Annotated in this window: 17 protein-coding genes, 8 tRNA genes, 2 rRNA genes and 1 pseudogene; 2 read left to right on the top strand and 26 right to left on the bottom strand. The window is 38.5% G+C overall.

Translation table 11 applies throughout. The features are described 5' to 3' along the window. Positions 1–265: 265 nt before the first annotated feature. From OE105_RS13170 to OE105_RS13150, 5 genes are all read right to left on the bottom strand, one after another. Positions 266–871, bottom strand: a complete 606-nt coding sequence (locus OE105_RS13170) for an ABC-2 transporter permease (protein WP_275420596.1) — start codon at positions 869–871, stop codon at positions 266–268. Next, positions 852–1,733: an ABC transporter ATP-binding protein gene (locus OE105_RS13165; RefSeq protein WP_275420595.1), complete on the bottom strand. Its 882-nt coding sequence runs from the start codon at positions 1,731–1,733 to the stop codon at positions 852–854. The genes OE105_RS13170 and OE105_RS13165 overlap by 20 nt, the downstream gene beginning before the upstream one ends. After that, a complete protein-coding gene (locus OE105_RS13160; protein ID WP_275420594.1) occupies positions 1,733–2,110 on the bottom strand; it encodes a GntR family transcriptional regulator in 378 nt (125 codons plus the stop codon). Before OE105_RS13160 ends, OE105_RS13165 begins: the two co-directional genes overlap by 1 nt. A gap of 892 nt (positions 2,111–3,002) precedes the next feature. Continuing rightward, the gene (locus tag OE105_RS13155; RefSeq protein WP_275420593.1) at positions 3,003–4,181 is read right to left on the bottom strand and encodes an MFS transporter; all 1,179 of its coding nucleotides are present in this window, start codon (positions 4,179–4,181) and stop codon (positions 3,003–3,005) included. Between the two features lie 1,189 nt (positions 4,182–5,370). After that, positions 5,371–5,514 carry a hypothetical protein gene (locus OE105_RS13150; RefSeq protein WP_275420592.1) on the bottom strand — a complete coding sequence of 48 codons (144 nt, stop codon included), beginning with the start codon at positions 5,512–5,514 and terminating at the stop codon, positions 5,371–5,373. Between the two features lie 389 nt (positions 5,515–5,903). Between OE105_RS13150 and OE105_RS13145 the strand changes: the two genes are divergently transcribed. Next, on the top strand, positions 5,904–6,218 hold the full coding sequence (locus OE105_RS13145; RefSeq protein WP_275420591.1) for a hypothetical protein: 315 nt from the start codon (positions 5,904–5,906) through the stop codon (positions 6,216–6,218). Between the two features lie 578 nt (positions 6,219–6,796). Here the strand turns inward: OE105_RS13145 and OE105_RS13140 are convergent. Further along, positions 6,797–7,378, bottom strand: coding sequence for a hypothetical protein (locus OE105_RS13140; protein WP_275420590.1), 582 nt, complete (start codon positions 7,376–7,378; stop codon positions 6,797–6,799). A gap of 337 nt (positions 7,379–7,715) precedes the next feature. On the opposite strand from OE105_RS13140, the gene OE105_RS13135 reads away from it, so the two are divergent. Continuing rightward, positions 7,716–8,066, top strand: coding sequence for a hypothetical protein (locus OE105_RS13135; protein WP_275420589.1), 351 nt, complete (start codon positions 7,716–7,718; stop codon positions 8,064–8,066). Between the two features lie 245 nt (positions 8,067–8,311). On the opposite strand, the gene OE105_RS13130 is transcribed toward OE105_RS13135, so the two are convergent. From OE105_RS13130 to OE105_RS13035, 20 genes and pseudogenes are all read right to left on the bottom strand, one after another. Further along, complete coding sequence (locus tag OE105_RS13130; protein ID WP_275420588.1) at positions 8,312–8,665, bottom strand: hypothetical protein; 354 nt, start codon at positions 8,663–8,665, stop codon at positions 8,312–8,314. A 204-nt stretch (positions 8,666–8,869) separates the two neighbouring features. Beyond that, positions 8,870–10,050 (bottom strand): annotated as a pseudogene (locus OE105_RS13125) (IS3 family transposase). Between the two features lie 171 nt (positions 10,051–10,221). Continuing rightward, the gene (locus tag OE105_RS13120) at positions 10,222–10,656 is read right to left on the bottom strand and encodes a TnsA endonuclease N-terminal domain-containing protein (protein WP_275420587.1); all 435 of its coding nucleotides are present in this window, start codon (positions 10,654–10,656) and stop codon (positions 10,222–10,224) included. 979 nt (positions 10,657–11,635) lie between these two features. Beyond that, positions 11,636–13,438 (bottom strand): glutamine--fructose-6-phosphate transaminase (isomerizing), encoded by a 1,803-nt coding sequence (glmS, locus tag OE105_RS13115; RefSeq protein ID WP_275420586.1) that lies wholly within the window; start codon positions 13,436–13,438, stop codon positions 11,636–11,638. 618 nt (positions 13,439–14,056) lie between these two features. Further along, a complete protein-coding gene (glmM, locus tag OE105_RS13110) occupies positions 14,057–15,415 on the bottom strand; it encodes a phosphoglucosamine mutase (protein ID WP_275420585.1) in 1,359 nt (452 codons plus the stop codon). Positions 15,416–15,512: 97 nt separating this feature from the next. Then, positions 15,513–16,748 (bottom strand): CdaR family protein, encoded by a 1,236-nt coding sequence (locus tag OE105_RS13105; RefSeq protein WP_275420584.1) that lies wholly within the window; start codon positions 16,746–16,748, stop codon positions 15,513–15,515. Beyond that, a complete protein-coding gene (cdaA, locus tag OE105_RS13100) occupies positions 16,741–17,577 on the bottom strand; it encodes a diadenylate cyclase CdaA (RefSeq protein WP_275420583.1) in 837 nt (278 codons plus the stop codon). Before cdaA ends, OE105_RS13105 begins: the two co-directional genes overlap by 8 nt. Positions 17,578–17,819: 242 nt before the next feature. Further along, positions 17,820–18,470 carry a zf-HC2 domain-containing protein gene (locus tag OE105_RS13095; protein ID WP_338030914.1) on the bottom strand — a complete coding sequence of 217 codons (651 nt, stop codon included), beginning with the start codon at positions 18,468–18,470 and terminating at the stop codon, positions 17,820–17,822. A gap of 7 nt (positions 18,471–18,477) precedes the next feature. Beyond that, positions 18,478–19,041: an RNA polymerase sigma factor SigW gene (gene sigW, locus OE105_RS13090; RefSeq protein WP_275420582.1), complete on the bottom strand. Its 564-nt coding sequence runs from the start codon at positions 19,039–19,041 to the stop codon at positions 18,478–18,480. Positions 19,042–19,394: 353 nt separating this feature from the next. Then, positions 19,395–20,297 (bottom strand): arginase, encoded by a 903-nt coding sequence (gene rocF / locus OE105_RS13085; RefSeq protein ID WP_275420580.1) that lies wholly within the window; start codon positions 20,295–20,297, stop codon positions 19,395–19,397. Between the two features lie 254 nt (positions 20,298–20,551). Next, positions 20,552–20,624: transfer RNA gene (locus OE105_RS13080), tRNA-Lys, on the bottom strand. 276 nt (positions 20,625–20,900) lie between these two features. After that, positions 20,901–20,972, bottom strand: a tRNA-Gln gene (locus tag OE105_RS13075). Positions 20,973–20,975: 3 nt separating this feature from the next. Then, a tRNA-Tyr gene (locus tag OE105_RS13070) sits at positions 20,976–21,060 on the bottom strand. Between the two features lie 15 nt (positions 21,061–21,075). Continuing rightward, positions 21,076–21,148: transfer RNA gene (locus OE105_RS13065), tRNA-Thr, on the bottom strand. 34 nt (positions 21,149–21,182) lie between these two features. Then, positions 21,183–21,255, bottom strand: a tRNA-Val gene (locus OE105_RS13060). Between the two features lie 7 nt (positions 21,256–21,262). After that, positions 21,263–21,334, bottom strand: a tRNA-Glu gene (locus OE105_RS13055). An 8-nt stretch (positions 21,335–21,342) separates the two neighbouring features. After that, positions 21,343–21,415, bottom strand: a tRNA-Thr gene (locus tag OE105_RS13050). A 1-nt stretch (position 21,416) separates the two neighbouring features. Beyond that, a tRNA-Asn gene (locus tag OE105_RS13045) sits at positions 21,417–21,491 on the bottom strand. Positions 21,492–21,555: 64 nt separating this feature from the next. After that, positions 21,556–21,670, bottom strand: a 5S ribosomal RNA gene (gene rrf / locus OE105_RS13040). 109 nt (positions 21,671–21,779) lie between these two features. After that, a 23S ribosomal RNA gene (locus OE105_RS13035) occupies positions 21,780–24,708 on the bottom strand. Positions 24,709–24,822: the final 114 nt, after the last annotated feature.

The raw sequence follows: 24,822 nt of genomic DNA, 5'->3' as shown, positions 1-24,822 counted from the left end.
ATCGAGAAAAGCACCGTCAAATACTTTCTTCGATTCCCTTGAGTCCTATTCCCTTCCCCCTCAAATTATTTTCCAATCATCGTCACACTTTTTTGTGTCGTCAGGGTTCTGTAGGGAGACATGTTAGGGAGAAAAAATATTAAATAAGATTAAACGGGAATGGTGAATGAGCCGATGTAACCTGATTTCAAACATTTCTATAATTTTATTTTCAGGACCTTTTAGATGTTACGATAAATTTTAAAAATCCTTTAAACAATCGTCTCTAAAAAACTTTTCTACTATAAATTCGAATCGAGAGTATCCACGAAAGAACATAAAGAAGTGCAACCGATAATATTATGGTAAAATAAAACAGGGAATTATCCAAAGATAGAACCGTTTGGACTACCTCTCTTACCCTATCATTCAAATCAGGTATAAACCTTAGGGTAACCATATAAATAACAAACACAGCACCAGATCCAATCAATAAATATTTACTTTTAAATAAATAAGAAAATGGGAAAGCAAATGAAATAAATCCCATTACAATGCTTGTAATGAACAATAATACTTTCCAATGCATGATTTCTCCATGAATCATCCAATTTCCTATAAAAATAGGCAGCAGAGTTAGAAAAATAAAAAATAGCGCACCAATATACTTTGAACTGACAATTTCCTTTCGTGTATATGGTAAAGAATTTAAAAGCAGATTGGCTGACGATGTTTCATCCGTTTCAAAAGCATTCATGATGATTACAATACAAAAAACGATAGCCACCCAAGAAGTAGAAACATTTACAAATAAATAGATAAACAAAAATAACAACATGAATGGCAATGTTTTCTTCTGTAATATCATATCTTTACGAATAAGATCTAGCATCTCTCTCTTCTCCTTTCTTTGTATATAGCATAATATCCTCAAGTGTGGGTTTCTCTATAATGACCGTGTCACCAAAAATATTTTCTATACGTTGTTTATTCGCTGTCAATGCTCGGAATCCGTGATTAGTTTTACGAATTCCGATAAATTCTTGTTCTGTATCACGATCTAATAGATTCGGTCCTCCTTTTACTATTGCGAATTCCTCTTCGATTTTATAATACTCTTTTGTGAAGATATGTTGCCCATTATGAATAAAGGTTATATAATCTGCTATTCGATCTAAATCTGTCGTAATGTGCGTTGAAAAAAAGATCGTTCTTTCTCCATTCTGTATAAGATTGCGTAGGATATCTAATAATTCACTACGAAAGATCGGATCTAATCCCGATGTAGGTTCATCCATGATAATTAACTCAGCATGGTGGGATAATGCGATGGTTAGTGAGGCTTTCATCTTCATCCCTTTTGAAAAGGTTTTTAAATTTTTCTTTAAAGGCAGTTCAAACATATCTACATATTGATCAAATAAGGAATCATCCCATTTTCGATAGGCAGGTTTAATAATTTCCTTCATCTCAGTCAATGTAATATTTTCATAAAAAATGTTACTATCGAACACAAAGCCGATTCGTTGTTTTATTTCTTTTTCATTTTTTTTTAAATCCATACCAAAAATAGAAATTGTTCCACTATCCGGTTGTAATAAATTCATAATCAGCTTGATGGTTGTGGATTTTCCAGCTCCATTACCACCAATAAACCCTGTAACAAAGCCTTTCTTAACAGAGATAGATAAGTCTTTCAATTCAAATCCTTTAAAAGCTTTATATACATGCTGTAATTCAATTACACTTTCCATCATGTATCCCCCTTATATAACAATGTAAGTAGTTCTTTTAATTCTTCTAATTCTATTCCTATTTCTTTACTATTTTGAATTGCAGACATTAGTTGTTCTTCAATGACTTTCATTTTCCTTTCCAGAATCATTTCTTTATTTTGTTCAGATACAAACGATCCTTTTCCAACTATTGAGTAAATAAAGCCGTCATTTTCAAGTTCTTCATATGCTCGCTTTGTTGTAATGATACTTATATCTAAATCTTTCGCTAATTGACGCATGGAAGGCAGTAACTCGCCAGCCTTTAGTTCATTTGTTAAAATTTGTTTCCTAATTTGAGCATAAATTTGTCTATAAATCGGTTCTTTAGATTGGTTTGAAATTATGATTTGCATACAAAAACCTCTCTCGCGAAAATGTGTATATTATATATATACATTTTACACATTATTGAGGGTGTGTCAATAATTTTGTGTAAATGACCCTGTTCCAGTAAGATGGGTTAGACTGCTCATTTTAATCGGTAAAACTTCTATTTCTAGGTGAAACACAAAGCCACAGCGATAGCTTTGTCCGTGACCTTCTGCCTTTTCTTAGTTCTTGCTGGTTAGATTCAGGGACCCGAACAGCTCGAACTTAGAAAAAATCGGTCGTGGTACGCTCAGTGTGCGGATGAAGTCCCTCCCAGGGCTTTTTTTACCATTCGCCAACTTACACACCCCCACGACAGTAAACAAAGTCAAGAATAGCGCATTGATGCTAAATCTTAATCTTCTAGTGCCAATAAAAATGTTTTGGGTGCTTGAAACTCATTTGGCAAGATGTATTGCTACCGAAGGGCAAGCTCATATTTTTCGTTAATTTCTTTAGCTTTTTCCTCTGCTCCTTCGATGTTTAAATCAGCGATAGCATGATTTCACCAACACAGTCAACGAAACAACAGCAGCATTGGAGGAACATATTGAAGGGATCCATGAGTGCCGAACTCCACCTGCGCTTCCCCCGGAGGGTATTCCGCATTCTTTGTTTCTACCTCTGGATTTATAGAATTTAATCCTTTTCATTCAATTGCGTTCTTGGCTTTTATCAATAGTGTTGAATTATCATAATTTGGACATTTTTCAAAAAAATAAATGGGGCTTCAAAAATAATAGGCAGCCCCAAGAACGTTATCAACTACAAACATTCACATAGTCTTTAAGCGGAGTAAAAGAAGTATTACAAATTCATCAAGTTCATATTCCCCATTATTTATAGTTCACCAAAAAATTCCCTTCTGATATTACATCATTTCTCTATGTATATATGTTTCCTACCTTTTTGCAAGACAGAATTATGTCTTAAAAAGAGAAGGACACCGCTTATAAAAACGAATAAACTTGTAATTAAATAAGAGTAAAAAATACCATTTTTAAAAATAACATATCCAAAAAATGGATCACTTAAAATAAATGCTATGTTCATTACCATTCCCTTAACTGAAAATACGGTAGCTTTATTCGAATCATTTGATATAGTGTTAAAATAAATAGAGAATACCATCCAAAACCACCCTATAATGATTCTTGACAATGCGTATACTGTTAAACCTATAATAACGTTTTTAAATAATCCCATTATGAACATATATATAGAAAGTAGAATGAGACTAGTTAGTACTAATTTTTCTGTTTTCATTTTTGCAAGTCTTTTTTTGTAAATATATGTACCTACCATAGGAATTAAATTCATCACAAAATATATGATCCCGAATGACTCAACAGGTAATTTTTGAACATCTAAATATTCCGGAAAATAAACACTAATTTGAGGAATGAAAAAGTATGATACAAAGAGAACTAAGAACATAAATTTATAATTATTTATAAAAAGAATTACTTTTTTTAAACTCATTTTATTTGAAGTTTTGGAAAATTCTTTTGATTCTTTAACATTTTCTTTAACAGAAAGAACCAATATAAGTAGAATAATTTCACAACCAATTGAAATGTAAAATGGGTACAATTCATTAACTTTAAATATAAAACCTACCATTATGCCACTAATCGCATTCGCTAAATAAGTAGTATAATTGCTAATATGAAAGAAAGTATCTTGATTTTTTACTGTCCTTACTAATATCGCCTCTACAGCCCCAGATTTACCAGATAATCCTACCGCAAGTATTCCTACTGCAATGGCCATTTCAATTAAACCTTCGCCATTAATATATATAAGTAAACCTATAATCGTAAAACAAACACCTAATACAGCACTTAGTTTTTTTGAATAGTTATCAGAAAACATTCCGAAGGGAACTTCAGTAATTATATTAACTACCGAACTAATTGCGAATAAAATACCAATTTGCGCAATGTTTACTCCTTTACTTTCATAAAATAGCAAAAGAATTGGGGCATACAATATCGCGAATGATGATGTAAATGTGTAGATCCAGATACGGATAATAGAAAATGTGCTATACAACGCATCTCACCTCAAAGTTTTGTAGACGTCGTTCCGCAAGTACAACGACGTCTATTCCTTATTATGTTTTGACGCATCCATTACCTTTAGCAAATTTAGATGACTGAAATGCTTCTCCAAAGTCAGTCTTTTTAATAGATAGCTTTATTCTGTTTTGTTCTTTTTCACTTTTTACCACTTTCTACCAATAGCTACTATATTTATATAACGACATCACGAATATTTCAATATTATATAAAAATTCAGTAGTTTTGTTCAACATATATTATTTCGTGAACACCATTACTATATAAACAATCGCTAACTTATAATAAATAGTCTCTCTTAGGAAGAATCCCGAGTTACTTTTGGCATCCAGGACAAACGGATGAAGTCCCGTAATACGGCATGGGATCAATCCACCTCATATGCATTGTTTTCTGCCGTATTAAAGACGCACTGGACGCAATCGCCTTAAGCAAGGTGGATTTACGCGACCGTTTTCCCCAACGAAAAAGGTGACTAGGCTATCGACTTGTAGTGATTTCAGTTCCCTAATCGCTGATCCTGTAAATGGTGAGCTCTCAATATTGGCAATGTTTCTTTAAGTAGTGTTACACTTCGCCAAAACAAATGAAATCCACGCTCCAGTTTTGATAATTGTATTCCCCCGTAAAAAAGTCCTTCCCCATTCCTCTCCACCCTCTAATCCCCTTCAAACCGTTTCGGCTCTAAGTCCCACACCCTCTTTCCCCCTTCTGTTTTCTGTAAAAAAGTTCGTCCCTCTAACAGCCATATTTGCTCGGTTTTCCCTTCTTTTTTTCCGCCCTGGCTTGTATCGAAAATTCTGTCTATGTAAAAAAGTTCTTCTTGGAATGAAAGAGAGGATCAAGAGAAATGACGAAAAAATGATGAAAAACGATTGAAAAAAACATGGAATCATATTGAATTTGGTATTGTGAGGATGCCAATTGGAATCGTGTTGGGCAACCCGTGAATCCAATAACGACAAGGGATTGAAGAATTATGGGCGAAACAAACAAATAGACTGGACCACGATTGGATCCAGCCTGGAATATCAATGATTTTACGGTTGAAAATTGATGGAGTCCATATTGCTCGCCTGCTAATTTCCCCTACTCTTCCTTCCGCTCTGGATACCGACTATTTAACAGTGGGTACCAACTTTTTAGCAGAGGGACGGACTTTTTTACAGGGAGATAAATTTTTCCATGTCAGCGTATTTTTTTACTGTCCGGTAATCCACATTGGTTCGCCTTGCGACATCTGAATAACTGCACCCTTTTCTATTTACTTCTTGTCTGATATACTGTATATCGGTCACTTGTAACATCTCCTTATCTTACCTCCTGTTTTACTAGTTCATCCAACAGGAAGTGTAATGAATTTAAGGGATGTTCGCAAGTGGCTATTTTTTTGTCTCCCTTCAAGGAGAACCTACATAAAAGGAGTGCCAAAACCTACATTTTTATAATGCCATAAACACAGGAACTAGTATTTAAAAACGAACGATGAACGTGAGAATTAATCATTCCTAGCGAGGGGCCAGAAATACCAATTAAAATTGATAAGGGAATGCTATCACAGACATATGAAATGGTTGATCTATTATCTCCTTATATGCACCAAACTAGCTAATTACTTTATATATATCTGGAAGAACTGATTAAATTACTTCCTTCCCTAAAGGATGAAGGAATTATAGACAAAGAGGTTTATGCCGTGTTTGAAACCATTCTATTAGCATTGGAATACGTAACGGATACACGATTATTTAAAAAGGATTTTAATCCAGTGTATCGTGATTATATAAGTGAAATATTGCAGGATTGCTTCGAATTAGAAAAGAAACACGATTTCTTAGTGGATGCAAACCGACCAAAGCTAAATAAGGGCAAAATCATGCAATCAGAAGATAAAATATACACAGTTGATACTCGTGTGGAGAAAACAAGGGTTTATATAACTGTTCTTTATGAAATACCATCCAGTAATTTGAGCATTTTATACAAGTTGGTAGATGGCTCGGTGAATTAGATTTAAAAACTAACTCAAGCCGTGTTTCATAGGAAGATTGTCTAAAAGGCATGACAGACGAAGAACTACATCAGGACTTTCTCTATGAAATAAATCGGGTAAAGCGGGCTTTTTCTTGGTTTCTTAACTCCCATTCATGCAGAAATAACACATTAGCAGGATTTGATGTTGTTGATCTTTATTCAAAATTAGGAATTAGAATAAGAAAAGAACCAGGATTTCTCCTGGTTCTTTTTAATTTAAATCTTTACTTGACTTATTTTGTATTTTACGGGTGGTGACAGACTCTAGTTGTATGATCATAGAACAGGATAGTTATATAAAGTGTATATTTACTTGAAGTTAAAGGGGGTTGTAATATTAATCGGTAAGAAAGAATGTTACGTATTCCTAATTACACAGCAAATTTTACACTCATGGTGGAAGTTGACACATTAGTTGGTAAACTCATACTCTTTGATCTTGAGGTAAAAATTAGCTCTTTGCTAGAGTATGTAAATTCTCGAATTACGCAATTATAGTATGTTGTTGTATCAAAATTGTTTTTATGACAGAAATAAATCATCTTTGTGGGCTAATTATGGAATATACACAGGATAGTTTACATTCATTCCCCAGATATTCATTCCTACCCTAACAGTTCTAAGGTTGTCTTCAACTGCGTTTTTGACTACAACACCTGTAGTGGCAGTAATAAGAGCAGCTACACCAGCAGTAATTGGATTAACAGCAAAAGTTTTAGCATACCAGCCTACATATCCTGCTGCGAATGCACCTGCTGCCCAACCACTCATTGCACGAACTTCAGGTCCTAAATGAAGAGTAACACCTACAAAACCCATAGGTTGGATTTCGTCTCCTGATACATTATCCAATGAACCTCTTGGGTTTTTTGATATTTTTTCAGCAGCGTTAATCATTGATTCAGCTTCATTTTTAGATATTCCTAGTTCATTAACTAATGTCTCTTCATCAGCAGTAAACATTACATTACCATCTTCGTCGATTTCGAAATAACTAGAAATTTTTTCTGCGGCTTGGATCATTTCATCGTCAGTCCTGTTAGGAATTTCACTAGCATCAACTGTTTGACCAAAGGACATGAGACTACTAGACAAAACAAGAACAAGACTTAGAGCAACCAAAAGCTTTTTCATCATAACCTTACACCTCCATTTTTTGTTTGGATATAATATCCAACAACTTCGTTTTATCGAATTTTTCCGAAAAATACAAACCTTTTCATAAAAAGTTTATAATAAACTGAAATATAGAAACGGAGGTGTTAACTTGGACTATAAAAAAATCTATTACACTTTGTTTTCTCTGTTAATAATTTGTTGAGGGATTTTAGTAAAGGCTTTTTCCGTTTTAGAGGATTAATGCTGTCGATCTTCTTTTACCGCTTCTTCATAATAGAGATGAAGAACTTCAATTTCTTCTAACATCTCAGCTAAAGGAGTTTGTGTAGATTGAGAAACGTTAGGTACTTTTGAAATGGACGGAAATGAACTAACCATTTATGACATTGAAGATGCTTTACCATCAGCCCTTGCACAGTTAATCAAAAACAATGTGATGTTAGTTGGTGGAATGGATAAGAGTTACTTAATAGACTCTTCCTGTCTCAGTGTCTTACTTCGAGGTCAAATTCAAACTGGTTTAGCCGAAAACTTACTCTTTGTTGAAGATGTAACAGATATAGATGAAGATGAGAGTAAAGCTAAAAGCGGTACATTCTTTGATTGTAATGGTAAAAAAGTATCAAACGACAGTAAACTGATGTGCTTTTGGATATCAGTTTTTCTTTATGTAGACAATAAAAAAATCCTTCTCAAAATGAGATAAGTAGTTCCGATACCGTGGATAAAATGTGAAAAAACAGGTGAAATGACATATTAAAACACCGTATGTTTTACACCATAAATAACAGTAGAAATGGCAAACAAAAACGCTTGTCATAATAAAGGCCAAGCGTTCTCTTTTTATAATCTATTGTATAACTAAATACCCCATTAGTTGAAATAAAAAGTGACGTTTTTTCTACAATCTCACCATATTCTAGAACATTGGCTGGCTTTTACACCGTTAAGTTAGTTTCCAGTCCTGATTGCTCGTGTTACACCCCAAAATATAAAGCGGTATACAGCTGCAACAAGAAAGAAAAACCAAATATATTCAAAAGCAGTGTAAGACGTATTACCGATTAAAAGAGAATTTAAAAAAACTAAGAATAGAGACAAATACTCCATTAAAGAATCTTTAAATCCATATTTTTCATACAAATCTTTAGTTTTTCTAAAGTTAAAGACATCTTTTAATTCCTTAGTACGCCATCCTTTGGCGAGTCCTAGACCTATTATATAAATTCCCAGAGCAGGTCCATAGTCTACATCCAAGACCCGTGTTATTACACAATAAATTATAGTGAATAAAACTAAATACATTTTACTATCCTCCTTTCTTTTTATTAACCATGCTAAACAATACTTTTCAACAAGCCTGCTTCTTTACGATAAATAGCCTTGATTGGTATGTCAACACTAAATTGGACAATTTTTTTAAGGTCCATCAACTAGCCTACCATTGACTTTGCTTTTGTCTGTGTAGTGGATTGTATGCAGGTTAGGCGAAAATAAAGCCTAAAGGGCTTACCTGGAGATAAATTGTAACACAGACAAATCGATTCTAAGTATTCGCTGGTGAGCAGTGTTCGTTTCAGCCAGATTGTTTTCTTTAAATTCCTTTGGCGTTAAATAACCCAAAGAACCATGAATTCGTCTGGTAATAAACCAATTTACGTAGTCGGATAACTCTAGTTCAAGCTCTTGTTGATTATCAAATACTCGACCATTAACGAATTCAGTTTTAATCGTTTTGAACGTTGCCTTGGCAACCGCATGATCATGAGGGGTTCCTTTTTCGCTTAGAGATCTTTTAATACCAAACGTTTCTAACGCTTGATCGATCAAACGATTTTTAAATTCACTGCCTCGATCAGTATGAAATCATTCGAGGTGATTTAGATTGTATTTAACGGATGAAAAGGCTCGATGAACAAGCTCTGCATTCTTTTGTGGGCCTGAACTGTAACCAATAATTTCACGGTTATATAAATCTACTAAAATACAAATATAGTGCCATTTTTTTCTTACTCGAACATATGTTAAATCGCTTACAACTACTTTTAATTCCTTGGCTTGCTTAAAATTTCGATTGAGTACATTTCCAATTCCTGATTCATTTACGGTTGCTTTTTTCGTCTTAAATTGAGCGACCGTGTATTTGGAAACAAGTCCCTGTTGTTTCATGATACGCCCAATACGACGACGCGATACTGTCCAGCCTTGTTTTTGTAGCTCTTTTTTAATTTTTCTTTGGCCGTAAATATTTCGACTGTCTTTGAAAATTTTTATAATTAAAGTTGTTAATTCTTCTACCTTATGATCTCGAATTTTCGCCTCATAATAGTACGTGCTTCGAGGTAATTGTAGGACGGCGCACATTGCTGATACCGAGTATTTGTGACGGTTATTGCGAATCACATCTACTTTCGTCCCATGATCAGCGCGGCTTGCTTTAAAATATCATTCTCCATCATCAGTCTTTGATTTTCTTTACGTAACCGAATTAACTCTTCCTGCTCAGGAGTTCTATTGTCCTTTTCTTCAAAGGATTCACTTGTTTTATGCTGACGAACCCATTTATCAAAAGAAGATGGAGTAAGCTCATATTCTTTGATTATTTCACACCTAGGTTTGCCTGAAAGGTAAAGTTGGACGATTTGTTCTTTAAATTCTTTCGTGAATGATCTTCTTGGTCTGTTGCTCATATTTTCTATTCTCCCATCTTTTTGTGAGGTTTAAGTATACATGACCTTAACGAATCTGTCCAACTAAGTGTAACCTATCCACTATGACCATTATACAAGATTTGGGGAGGTGCTTCTTTTTTAGTTTCTTGAACTCGTTGAAGGACAAGGGCTAAGAATTATGAAATTCATTCACATATTTACTTTTAATATTTTTTTGGCTAAAGCATGCTTATATAAGCTAATTCCTGTTCCTAAATCCAAATTGTATTTTTTATCAAATGCTTGTAGATTTGAAAGTACAGAGCCAGTAAAACTACTCCATTCCTCCATTAACAAAGCTAAGTTTTCATCGTCATTAACAAAATAGGCATCACGTAAAAACTTTAAATTACTGACAAAAGTTATGGGTAACTCTTTCTCAGTCACAATTGCCCAATCAATACCTTGTTGCTCCCAATAACATTTCTCTATTTCGAATTTTCCGATAACTCTTTCGTCATTAAGGTCTTTTTCATATTTAAGTGTTCTCGCTTTATATACAACTGAAGAACCTTCTCGCATAGTTAAAAAGCAATCCGTAGTCATCACAATAGGAGTATTTGTTTTATTATCAATCGGATGCATAATACCTAGATCCTTAGCTATTTTTAATGTTAGCTCTCGTTCTAAGGGAAACTACTCACGAATATCAATTACATTTTCTGCCCAATCACAAAAACAATGATAATTAAATTCTAAATCCGAAAATAAATGATGTTCACGCGTTGTTTTCCAGCCAATAAAACGGTGCACACGTCCTCGTGACGGCACGTCTTGAATCGTTAGCCAAGGCTTGTAAAAGGCAAGTTCACCTTACCCCCTACCTTCCTTGATATACCGAGAAATTTTTGCTTCAGTCCAACTGTTCCCCCGTAAAAAAGTTCTTCCCCATCCCTCTCCACCCTCTAATCCCCTTCAAACCGTTGCGCCTCTAAGTCCCACACCCTCTTTCCCCCTTCTGTTTTCTGTAAAAAAGTTCTTCCCTCTAACAGCCATCTTTGCTCGGTTTTCCCTCTTTTTTCTACTCTGGCTTGTATCGAATATTCTGTCTATGTAAAAAAGTTCTTCCTTAAATTGAAGAAGGAATCCGGAGAAAAGAAGAAAAAAATGATGAAAAACGATTGAAAGAAAGATGGAATCATATTGAATTTGATATTGTGCGGATACCAACTGGAATCGTGTTGGACAACCCGTGAACCGAATAGCGACAAGGGATTGAAGAATTATGGGCGAAACAAAAAGACTGGATCACGATTGGATCCAGCCTGAAATATCATTGGTTTTACGGTTGAAAATTGATGGAGTCCATATTGCTCGCCTGCTAATTTTCCCCTACTCTTCCTTCCGCTCTAGATACCGACTATTTAACAGTGGGTACCAACTTTTTAGCAGAGGGACGGACTTTTTTACAGGGAGATATTTTTAACTGTGGGTACCAACTCTTCTTTCAACCTTTAATCAATGATCGAAGTTTTCGTTCTTTTTGACATAAAAAACACCTCTTTAGAGAGTTCATACCCAAAGAGGTGTTTCATCGCAACTAACTTCCTTTACAACTCCTCTATTACTCCACCGTTACCGATTTGGCAAGGTTGCGTGGTTTGTCTACGTCGCAACCGCGGTGAAGGGCGGCGTAATAGGAAATATATTGTAATGGGACTACAGAGATTAGAGGGGTTAATAATTCATGCACAGCTGGTAAAATGAATCGATCTCCACTCATTTCCAATCCTTCCATGGAGATGATACATGAATAGGCGTCCCGAGCGACCACTTCTTTTACATTTCCACGAATATTTAAATTCACGTTTTCTTGGGTTGCCAAAGCAATAACAGGTGTTCCATCTTCAATTAACGCAATCGGTCCGTGCTTTAGTTCACCGCCTGCAAATCCTTCCGCTTGAATGTAGGAAATTTCTTTCAGCTTCAAAGCTCCTTCTAAACAAACGGCATAATCCAACGTTCGTCCGATGAAAAAAGCGTTTCTAGCAAAGGATAAATAATCGCTGGCAATCGTTTCAAATTCATCCTTCGAATCACAAATTTCCTCCATTGCATTTGCTACAATTGCAAGTTCATGGGCAAGGTCGATATCCTTTTCGATACCTTTACTTTTCCGTAACACATCAGCCACAATAGCGAGGACCGCAATTTGGGCAGTATAAGCTTTCGTTGATGCAACGGCAATTTCCGGTCCTGCATGAAGCAACAATGTATAATCTGCTTCACGGGAAAGGGTGGAATCTGGAACGTTCGTGATTGTTACCGATTTATATCCTAATTTTTTCACTTCTACTAAAGCAGCTCGACTATCTGCGGTCTCACCGCTTTGAGAAATAAAAATAAATAGCGGTTTTTTCGATAAAAGAGGTATATTATATACAAATTCACTGGCCAAATGGACTTCTGTAGGAATTTGTGCGAGTTTTTCAAAATATTGCTTGCCGACAAGACCCGCATGATAACTCGTTCCGGCGGCTACAATATAAAGACGGTCCGCTTGATTGAATTCACTGACGATTGAAGGATCAATCGTTACATTTCCGTCTTCGTCTTGGTACTGTTGGATAATTTTTCGAATAACGAATGGCTGTTCTTCAATTTCCTTCAACATATAATGCGGATACGTTCCCTTTTCAATATCACTCGCATCCAATTGTGCCGTAAAGGGGGCCCTTTCAATTTTTTCCCCGTCCAAATTGAAAATTTCTACCCATTCTTTTGTGACGACTACCGTTTCTTGATCCATCAACTCAAGGAATTGCTTCGTCACTTGTAACATAGCCATGGCATCGGATGCGATCACATTAAATCCACTGCCGATTCCGACAAGCAACGGACTTTTATTTTTTGCAACGTAAATAACCTTATCATTTTCCTTGTCTAAAAGGGCTAAAGCATAGGATCCTTTTAATCGTTTTAACGTTTCACGGAAAGCCGTTTGAACGTCCATACCCTCTGCTACAAAATGTTCAATCATTTGAACGATAACTTCTGTATCCGTATCACTTTTCAACGATACGTTTTGTAAAAATTGTTGTTTCAGATGTTCATAGTTTTCAATAACGCCATTGTGAACAATGGTAAATCGCCCTGATGTACTTTGATGAGGATGGGCATTCATTTTACTCGGTTTTCCGTGAGTAGCCCAACGTGTGTGACCAATTCCGATTTCCCCATGGATTTCTTCATCAACAATTGAACGTAAATCAGCAATTCGTCCTTTTTCTTTAAACACGTGTACGCCATCATGATTCAAAAGTGCAATCCCAGCAGAATCGTATCCTCTATATTCCAGTTTTTCCAAACCTTTTAATAAAATTTCCTTACAATCTTGATTCCCGATATATCCAACAATTCCACACATCGTGTCAATTTTCCTCCCTTTATTTATGAGGAGGGCAAGACACCACCGTATGATAAGCAAAATTTCCTATCGGGGGCATCTCGCCCCCTCATCTCTGTTATTTTCCCAAACGTATCTAATTCGCATTTTCTCCCCTTTGTCCAAAGAGTCACCTCCTTGTTTTAAGGAAGAAATCACGGTCTGCGATTGACCGGAAGGCACCCGCCGAAAAACTCGATCAACCTTCACCTCGTCAACTAACAAATTTACCGTCTTACTTCCCGAAATAGATAGGCTTATTAAATATAAGACCACCTGACTCCGAGCCGTACTCAAATCATTGAGAAAAACGGCAAATTCCGTTAGTTCTGGCGCTTTAAAAACCGTTAAACGATCCTCCTTCCCTCTTTTGAGTAACAGCAATATAATCATAATATAAACGCTTTTTGAAAGTCAATACAGTTTTTTGGAAGGAAAAGGAAATGGTAATTCGTCCGACGTTATTTTTCCCTTTATGCTTTACCGATCCTTTTCAAAAAGCGTTTATAAAAAAATATGCATAAAGGAACGAATTGGTTCCCTTATGCATATAGGAATTTGAATAAACATTCGTTTGTTTTTAATTCATCCCAAATGTACTTAATTTTCCTCTTCCTTTAATCCCATTTCTTCTTCAACCACTTTGGCTACCCGATTCACATAGGATTCACACGCTTCTTGAGTAGGAGCTTCCACCATAATTCGTACTAAGGGTTCCGTTCCAGATGGACGGACGAGTATTCGACCGTTCCCTTCCATCTCTTTTTCTACTTCATCGATTACTGCTTTCACCCGTTCATTTTCCGAAACATGGTATTTATCTTTCACCCGGACATTGACGAGTTTTTGTGGATATTTTTCCACTTCCTTCGCCAATTCGGATAACGGTTTTTTCGTTTGTTTCATAATATTGACGAGTTGCAATCCGGTTAACATTCCATCACCGGTTGTATTGTAATCAAGGAAAATGATATGTCCTGATTGTTCCCCACCTAAATTGTATCCGTTTTTCTTCATTTCTTCGACTACATAACGGTCACCGACTGCAGTTTTTACACTTTTAATCCCTTGTTTTTCCATTGCTTTATAAAGACCGAGATTACTCATAACAGTTGTGACAATCGTCTGCTGTTTCAAAGTTCCCAATTGTTTCATATATTTACCACATATATACATTATCTGATCTCCGTCGACGATTTGTCCCTTTTCATCAACGGCGATCAACCGGTCACCGTCCCCGTCGAATGCCAAACCTACATCGGCACCCTTTTCAACGACGAATTGTGCTAAACTTTCCGGATGGGTAGAACCGACACCATCATTAATATTTAATCCATTCGGTGAGTTTCCCATTGTAGAAAGATCCGCTTCTAAATCTGCAAATAAATAATTTGCTAAAGAGGATGTCGCTCCGTGGGCACAATCCAACGCGATATGTATTCCTGAAAAATCGTCATCAACCGTTTGTTTTAAATATTGAATGTATTTTTGCCCACCTTCGAAATAATCATTTAACACACCTAATTCTTTACCAATCGGTCGTGGTAATTCGTCTGTTTCTTTGTTCAAATAATTTTCAATCTCTTCTTCTTGTTCATCGGAAAGTTTAAAACCATCGGGACCGAAAAACTTAATTCCGTTATCTTCCACCGGATTATGGGAGGCGGAAATCATAATTCCCGCATTGGCGCTTAACGCTTTTGTTAAATAAGCAACACCGGGAGTAGAGATGACACCTAATCGCATGACTTCCGCACCGATGGAAAGAAGTCCTGCTACAAGGGCCCCCTCCAACATATGACCTGAGATCCGTGTATCACGACCAATTAATACTTTCGGACGTTCATGATCTTTCGTTAATACATAACCACCATATCTTCCTAATTTGAACGCTAATTCCGGAGTTAAGTCGCGATTGGCAATCCCTCTTACTCCGTCCGTTCCAAAATATTTTCCCATCAATCATTCGCTCCTTTTTTCACAGATTCTCTTCTTATTGAATCTTTCTTCAAATCCTATTTTGGATGTTACTTCATTTGGTAGGATAAACATCCCTTTATGTTTTTTCAGAAATTTGAATTTTAGCTGTATCTACATTTAATTCCCATTTCGTTTCATCTGGAACATTAACTGCTAGTTTTACTTCATGTTCACCTTCATCCAATCCATCTACATCAATAAATATATCCAAATCCTCTTCAGTTAAGGACATTATTTTCTCCGATGGTCCCGTAACCGTTAAAGTAACTTGTCCATTAGAAGGGCTAATAAAATCAATCTCGTATTTTTCATCTAGTCCTTCAACACGAATCGGTATCCCTTTAAACTCTCTTGTATCATCTTTGTCCACTTGAATTTTGACAACGATTGTCTCCGGAGTCGCCCCTTGTACTTCTTCGTCCAATTCTACTGGAACGGATAATTCTGTATTTTCTTCAACTTCACTTATATCAACGGGTATTTCAACTTGATCAATCGCTTCAATTACACTTTTTTTTCCGAAAATTACGATCTCCTTAAGTACAGGTTCAATACTTTTGATATATATTCCTTCTTTCGGTGAACCCTCCTGTTTGATAACGACAGGAACGGTTTTTTTCGGACTGACAACCGGTATCGTCACTTCTACCCGATCCGGTTCAACGGATACATCCAATTTGTTTAAATTTTTATCCAACACTGTGACTCTTGCGGAATTTTTAAACGTTTCGTCTATTGTTTCATTTGATTCAATAATCGCTTTCACATAACTGATTTGTTCAATTACATCTTTTCCGCCTGTTACTTTTACAGTACTCGGCTCAACAATCGGATCTTCCGTTGTATATCCCTCTTCCAACAATCCCTTATTAAATTCCACATCAACGGAAAATTCTTTTGTCACTTTTTCTTGAACATTGACAATTACTGAAGACGGTTCAATCCGTACTTGTAATTTATCGGATATGTCACGAATCTCAAATTTTACCCTTTGAGAACCAATTTTTGCTTCTGTTAGGTCAAGGTAGATGATAAAATCCCGTAAATTTTTTGTACTTTGGACGATACTATAATTTCCTGAAATATGAACATCCACCGTTGCAGGGGCACCAGTGACGACGAAGTTTTCTTCATCATAGTATAATTCCACCGGCACATCCTCTATCGTTTCTGAATGCGTATTATTAGAAAAAGTGGGGCTTGCGCTTTGATTATCGATATAGGCCGTCGCATAAAGTAACAAGGCAAGGGTTAAGGCAAGTAACCGAACAAACCACTTACTTTCCATGAGCTTTTCGAAAAATTTATCCATTCTTTTTCACCCACTTACTCCAAAAATTAATGGTCGTCGGTGTCTCCTCTTTCTTCACAAGCCCTGCCTTCAACATCCTTTCTAACTCTTCAAGGGTAAGATCGTGGTGCAGTTCACCATTTTTCGCAACCGAAATCGCTCCAGTTTCTTCGGAAATGACTACTGTTATACTATCGGTTACTTCACTAATACCTAATGCCGCCCGATGTCTTGTTCCAAGTTCCTTTGAAATAAACGGATTTTCCGAAAGTGGTAAATAACAGGCTGCTGCTTTAATTTCATTGTTTTGAATAATCAGTGCACCGTCATGAAGCGGAGTATTTGGAATAAATGTATTAATTAGCAACTCAGATGTTACTTTCGCATTCATGGTGATCCCCGTTTCAATGTAATCATTTAAACCTGTTTCTTTAGCGATGGAAATTAATGCTCCGATGCGCCTTTTTGCCATATACTCACTTGCTTTTACAATGGCACCGATCATTTCCTCCAAAATTTCCGCTTCTTTTTGTTTAGATCTAGTAAAAATCTTTCCTCTCCCTAACTGTTCTAAAGCCCTTCGCAACTCGGGTTGGAATATAATGATGATGGCCAAAAATCCCCAATCGATGACCTGTTCCATTAACCAACCTAATGTTTTCAATCCTAATATATCACTTATTCCACGTAATATTAAAATAATAAAAATGCCATTTATCAACTGAACCGCTTTCGTTCCTCGAACGATCATAAAGATTTTATATATAAAATACCAAACAACTAAGATGTCAACAATGCTTGATATATAATCCCAAATGGTAAAATCAGCGAAAAAATTTGCAAAGGGCATACATCTTCCTCCATTTAATTATGCTTATGGGAATCGCAAATGATTTATTTAAAATGACTATATTCCTATTCCAATCTTATGATTTTTATTATACCATAACTCCGATCAACTCATTGCTGTTTCATTATAACCATTTTTTTCGACTGTTGAAAAGCTGATAATCCATGAAATTTATGCATTTTTTCCATGAAAAAAGCTTGGTACAGAAGCCAAGCTTACATGTTTATTGTTTTGTGTAAAGATTAATGTTCCAATATTTTTTGCATCGTGCTTTTTATTTGAAACCAGAGCCATTCGAAAACTTGATCGATTTCTTCAATATCCCCTGTTACTTCTCCAGCAGATGCTAAATAACTTTCCCCACCATTTTTTTCTTCGATTACTTTCCCGTTAATTACCGTTACATTTCCCTCCACTTTACCAGCGATTAATATGTCCCCATTTTCAACAACAATATCTCCCGTAATCGTCACACCTTCCGGAACAATCGCCGTATTATTTTCAATGATGATATCCGGATGTTTGGTTACAGTGAATTGCTCATTCTTCTGTTCCCATGAGGATACCATACTGGTCGTCATTAAGGTTAAAAAGATGATCGCTGCTGTTAAAAAAGGGTGTCTACCAAACCAACGTTTGATTGAGACATTTTTCTTTTCTTTTGGTAAATTTTTCAATACTTTTTCGGTAAATCCAGGGGGTGCTTGGATATGAGAAGTACTTTGTACAAGGGCGATCGTTTTTTCCAATTCCTCAAATTGCTTTTTGCATGCAGAACATGTTTGTAAATGTTCTCGCAATTCTTTTTCGTGTTCGATTGAAATATCGCCATCCAAATACTCATGCATATATTCAACATATTTTTCATCGCATTGATTACCCAAGGTTTTCACCCTCTCATCATATGTGGCGAAGCTTTTTTCGTAATGCTTCCCTACCCCTATGTATACGTGTTTTAACAGTACCAAGTGGCAAATTCAAAATCTCACTAATTTCGTTGAGGGACAGTTCCTCTATGTACTTCAATATAATAACCGTCCGATATTTTTCAGGTAAATTTAAAATCTCTTGTTGAATATGATCTTGCAGCTCCATACTTTCGACCTTTTTATCAGGAGAAAGCCCGCTTGACGGGATTTGGGAATACAACGTTAACCCGTCCGCGCCCGCTATCTCTGCGTCTAAATAATAATCGGGCTTCTTTTTCCGAATTCGGTCAATGCATAGATTTGTCGCAATTCGAAACAACCATGTTGAAAATTTCCTATCTATATTATAACGGTCGATGTTCACATAGGCTCGAATAAAAGCTTCCTGAGTACAATCTTCCGCCTCAAAAGAATTCCCCAACATTCGATAACAAATTTGATATACCTTGTCTTTGTATAATTCAATAATTTCTCCAAAGGCATTTTGATCTCCTTTTAAAACTTCCTTTATCCTAGCCTTTACAAGATCTTCCATCCTCAACCCTCCGCTCTATGCGGGCAATATATTTACGGATTACATATATTAATGGTTTCACCCTTTTTCATCTTTTCTTATTATACTATTATTTTTTCATTATTGAGGAACAAAAATTGGAAAAATTATCATATGGAAACAAAATAAAAATTTTTGATTTTTGTATTTGATTTGATATGACACCAATTCAATTGGAATTTGATGATAAACTCATCATAAAAGTATTATTCTACATATAATGAAAAAAATGCCCCCTGATATCAGAGAACATTTTTTCGTTTATGTTTAAAAGGTATTTGAGCATTTGGTATAACGGAAAGTACTGCACTTATCATGCAAGTAAAAATATTTTTTTATAAAATGCGTTCACCAAACAATGAACCGATAAGATCCACTGCCAATGATCCTGTTTTGTTTCTTTCATCGAGAATCGGGTTAACCTCAACAAATTCAGCAGATGTAATAAGATTTTCTTCCGCCAGCATTTCCAAGGCTAAATGAGTTTCTCTAAAACTAACTCCACCTACAACGGGTGTGCCCACCCCCGGAGCATAAATTGGATCAAGGGCATCTAAATCGAAAGAGAGATGAATTCCGTCGGTTCTCTCTTTTAAATAATGGATTGTTTCCTCGATTATTGTAGACATGCCCAATCGGTCCACCTCATGCATCGTATACACCTTAATTCCCTTTTCTTTTATTAATTCTTTTTCCCCTTCATCCAAAGACCTAGCACCGATAATGACGATGTTTTCATATTTTAATTTCGGTGCATACCCAGCAATATTTACTAATTCTGGCTCCCCTAACCCTAAACTTACTGCCAGTGGCATTCCGTGAATATTGCCTGATGGTGACGTCTCCGATGTATTTAAATCTCCGTGAGCATCATACCATATGACACCTAAGTTATTATAAAACTTTGATACACCAGCAATCGTTCCAATCGCAATGCTATGATCGCCTCCTAAAACGAGGGGAAAAGAACCTTCCTTCATAATTTCCTCAACGGTTCTAGCTAATTTTCTATTTGCATCCACAACCGACTTCAAATTTCGGATGCCATTTTTTTCATCTTTTATCATTTTTCCGTGCTCAATTTCTATATCACCTATATCTTTGACTTCATAGCCTAATTTTTCTAGTCTTTCTATAACCCCTGCGTACCGTATCGCTGATGGTCCCATATCCACACCTCGGCGACTTTGCCCTAAATCCATCGGTACGCCAACTACAGAAATTGTTTTTTTCCCCATGAGATCTCCCCCTTCTTTTATAGATATTTACATTGTATCCGCTTTCAAATAATGACTCAACTCGACATAATTTTGAATAAATATGCATTGACTATCTCATATTAAATCAAACAGTCATTACCATTGAATATTTCACGATTACACCGATGATTTAAACAAAAAACCTTACCATAAAAAAGCTTGTATTTCTTTTTATAAGAAATACAAGCTTTTAAATACTTTAATATACTGAAACTCCATTTATAAAAAACAAATGAGCCATGGAGGATTCGAACCTCCGACCCTCTGATTAAAAGTCAGATGCTCTACCGACTGAGCTAATGGCTCGTAATAATTATTGGTACATATTGTCGTTTCTTGCTTAATACTTTGGCATCTACGACGTCCCGATCTCAGTTTGTTTTTCAAGTAGCAGCTCGATCGGTACGCTGAAGCTTTTTCTTCGATGTGTATCAATCGTGCTCTACCGACTGAGCTAATGGCTCACAATAAAAATATAATTACTCATCTAATTACGAATTTCATATCTCAATATCTGTTAAATATGGATGAATCCATTTGAACCAAAAGGTAAGTGTAATAAATCACTATGCTTTGGATCAACTGGGCCAGCTGGATTCGAACCAACGCATCACGGAGTCAAAGTCCGTTGCCTTACCGCTTGGCTATGGCCCAAAATGGTGGAGGGGGACGGATTCGAACCGCCGAACCCTGAGGGAGCGGATTTACAGTCCGCCGCGTTTAGCCACTTCGCTACCCCTCCAATTTCAACAAAAAATGCCGACTGCAGGACTTGAACCCGCAACCTACTGATTACGATTCAGTTGCTCTACCAATTGAGCTAAGTCGGCAATGGGTATTTGTTTATTAAAAGATTTAAAATGATGGAGGATGACGGGATCGAACCGCCGACCCCTTGCTTGTAAGGCAAGTGCTCTCCCAGCTGAGCTAATCCTCCAAAAATATGACCCCTACGGGATTCGAACCCGTGTTACCGCCGTGAAAGGGCGGTGTCTTAACCACTTGACCAAGGGGCCCCAATATAAGCTTCCAATCGGACTCGAACCGATGACCTCTTCCTTACCATGGAAGTGCTCTACCAACTGAGCTATGGAAGCATGGCTCCGCAGGTAGGATTCGAACCTACGACCGATCGGTTAACAGCCGATTGCTCTACCACTGAGCTACTGCGGAATGAGGAATTTCCATTCTAATCATCCGATTGAAAATCACTGTCCTAAAAATTAGAACTAGATTCGCCCGGCAACGTCCTACTCTCGCAGGGGATGCCCCCAACTACCATCGGCGCTGAGAAGCTTAACTTCCGTGTTCGGGATGGGAACGGGTGTGACCTTCTCGCCATCATCACCGGACTTTCGTTTTACAACAAATATTATTATACACAGTTTTTGTTGTTTTGCAAGAGGAAATTTTCATTCCCTCAAAATTAGATAACGTAAGGCAATAGCCGTATGCGCTCATTTGGTTAAGTCCTCGAACGATTAGTATCCGTCAGCTCCACACGTCACCGTGCTTCCACCTCGGACCTATCAACCTCGTCATCTTCGAGGGTTCTTACTATAGCCGAAGCTATATGGGAAATCTCATCTTGAGGGGGGCTTCATGCTTAGATGCTTTCAGCACTTATCCCTTCCGCACATAGCTACCCAGCGATGCCCCTGGCGGGACAACTGGTACACCAGCGGTGCGTCCATCCCGGTCCTCTCGTACTAGGGACAGCTCCTCTCAAATTTCCTACGCCCGCGACGGATAGGGACCGAACTGTCTCACGACGTTCTGAACCCAGCTCGCGTACCGCTTTAATGGGCGAACAGCCCAACCCTTGGGACCGACTACAGCCCCAGGATGCGATGAGCCGACATCGAGGTGCCAAACCTCCCCGTCGATGTGGACTCTTGGGGGAGATAAGCCTGTTATCCCCGGGGTAGCTTTTATCCGTTGAGCGATGGCCCTTCCATACGGAACCACCGGATCACTAAGCCCGACTTTCGTCCCTGCTCGACCTGTCCGTCTCGCAGTCAAGCTCCCTTATGCCTTTACACTCTGCGAATGATTTCCAACCATTCTGAGGGAACCTTTGGGCGCCTCCGTTACCTTTTAGGAGGCGACCGCCCCAGTCAAACTGCCCACCTGACACTGTCTCCCGAAGCGATTCCACTTCGCGGGTTAGAATTTCAATACAGCCAGGGTAGTATCCCAACGACGCCTCCATGGAAGCTGGCGCTCCCACTTCCACGGCTCCTACCTATCCTGTACAAGCTGCACCGAAATTCAATATCAGGCTACAGTAAAGCTCCACGGGGTCTTTCCGTCCTGTCGCGGGTAACCTGCATCTTCACAGGTACTATAATTTCACCGAGTCTCTCGTTGAGACAGTGCCCAGATCGTTACGCCTTTCGTGCGGGTCGGAACTTACCCGACAAGGAATTTCGCTACCTTAGGACCGTTATAGTTACGGCCGCCGTTTACTGGGGCTTCAATTCGAAGCTTCGTGTTGCCACTAACCTCTCCTTTTAACCTTCCAGCACCGGGCAGGCGTCAGCCCCTATACTTCGCCTTACGGCTTTGCAGAGACCTGTGTTTTTGCTAAACAGTCGCCTGGGCCTATTCACTGCGGCTTTTCAGGGCTATGCACCCCAAAAAGCACCCCTTCTCCCGAAGTTACGGGGTCATTTTGCCGAGTTCCTTAACGAGAGTTCTCTCGCTCACCTTAGGATTCTCTCCTCGCCTACCTGTGTCGGTTTACGGTACGGGCACCCGAATCCTCGCTAGAAGCTTTTCTCGACAGTGTGAAATCGGGAACTTCGGTACTTCATTTCCCTCCCCATCACAGCTTGATGTGTGAGGAAAAGGATTTGCCTCTTCCTCCATCTTGCTGCTTGGACGCGGATATCCATCACCGCGCTTTCCCTATCCTCCTGTGTCCCTCCATTGCTCAAACGGATCCTAGGTGGTACAGGAATATCAACCTGTTGTCCATCGCCTACGCCTGTCGGCCTCGGCTTAGGTCCCGACTAACCCTGAGCGGACGAGCCTTCCTCAGGAAACCTTAGGCATTCGGTGGAAGGGATTCTCACCCTTCTTTCGCTACTCATACCGGCATTCTCACTTCTAAGCGCTCCACCGGTCCTTCCGGTCCGGCTTCGATGCCCTTAGAACGCTCTCCTACCACGGACACGCAAGTGTCCATCCGCAGTTTCGGTGATACGTTTAGCCCCGGTACATTTTCGGCGCAGAGTCACTCGACCAGTGAGCTATTACGCACTCTTTAAATGATGGCTGCTTCTAAGCCAACATCCTGGTTGTCTCGGCAACTCCACATCCTTTTCCACTTAACGTATACTTTGGGACCTTAACTGGCGGTCTGGGCTGTTTCCCTCTCGACTACGGATCTTAGCACTCGTAGTCTGACTCCCAAGCATAAGTCGTTGGCATTCGGAGTTTATCTGAATTCGGTAACCCGATGAGGGCCCCTAGTCCAAACAGTGCTCTACCTCCAAGACTCTTCGCTTGAGGCTAGCCCGAAAGCTATTTCGGAGAGAACCAGCTATCTCCAAGTTCGATTGGCATTTCACCCCTACCCACACCTCATCCCCGCACTTTTCAACGTACGTGGGTTCGGGCCTCCAGTAAGTGTTACCTTACCTTCACCCTGGACATGGGTAGATCACCTGGTTTCGGGTCTACGACCTCATACTCTTTCGCCCTATTCAGACTCGCTTTCGCTACGGCTCCGGTTTCCCTTAACCTCGCATGAGATCGTAACTCGCCGGTTCATTCTACAAAAGGCACGCCATCACACATGATCGTGCTCTGACTACTTGTAAGCACACGGTTTCAGGTTCTCTTTCACTCCCCTCCCGGGGTGCTTTTCACCTTTCCCTCACGGTACTGGTTCACTATCGGTCACTAGGGAGTATTTAGCCTTGGGAGATGGTCCTCCCTGCTTCCGACGGGATTTCCCGTGTCCCGTCGTACTCAGGATCCACTCAGGAGGAAACGAAGTTTCGACTACAGGGCTGTTACCTTCTCTGGCCGGCCTTTCCATACCGGTTCATCTACTCCGTTCCTTTGTAACTCCACATTGAGTGTCCTACAACCCCAAGGGGCAAGCCCCTTGGTTTGGGCTGTTCCCGTTTCGCTCGCCGCTACTCAGGGAATCGCATTTGCTTTCTCTTCCTCCGGGTACTTAGATGTTTCAGTTCCCCGGGTCTGCCCTCCTTATTCTTTCGAATAAGGATACTGTTCGATTACGAACAGTGGGTTTCCCCATTCGGAAATCTCCGGATCAACGCTTACTTACAGCTCCCCGAAGCATATCGGTGTTTGTCCCGTCCTTCATCGGCTCCTAGTGCCAAGGCATCCACCGTGCGCCCTTTCTAACTTAACCTAATTGAACGCGTTACTCGGTTTTGTTTTGCCTTACGTTTATCTAATTTTCAAGGAACAAAATCCATCGAGGAGTTCATCCGGCCTTCCAACCGGAAGGTTGAACCCTCAAAAC

Source organism: Fervidibacillus halotolerans (genome assembly GCF_026547205.1).
GTDB lineage: Bacteria > Bacillota > Bacilli > Bacillales > Caldibacillaceae > Fervidibacillus > Fervidibacillus halotolerans.
The sequence above is the reverse complement of the archived record's forward strand: the minus strand, read 5'-3'. Positions and strand labels throughout refer to the sequence as shown.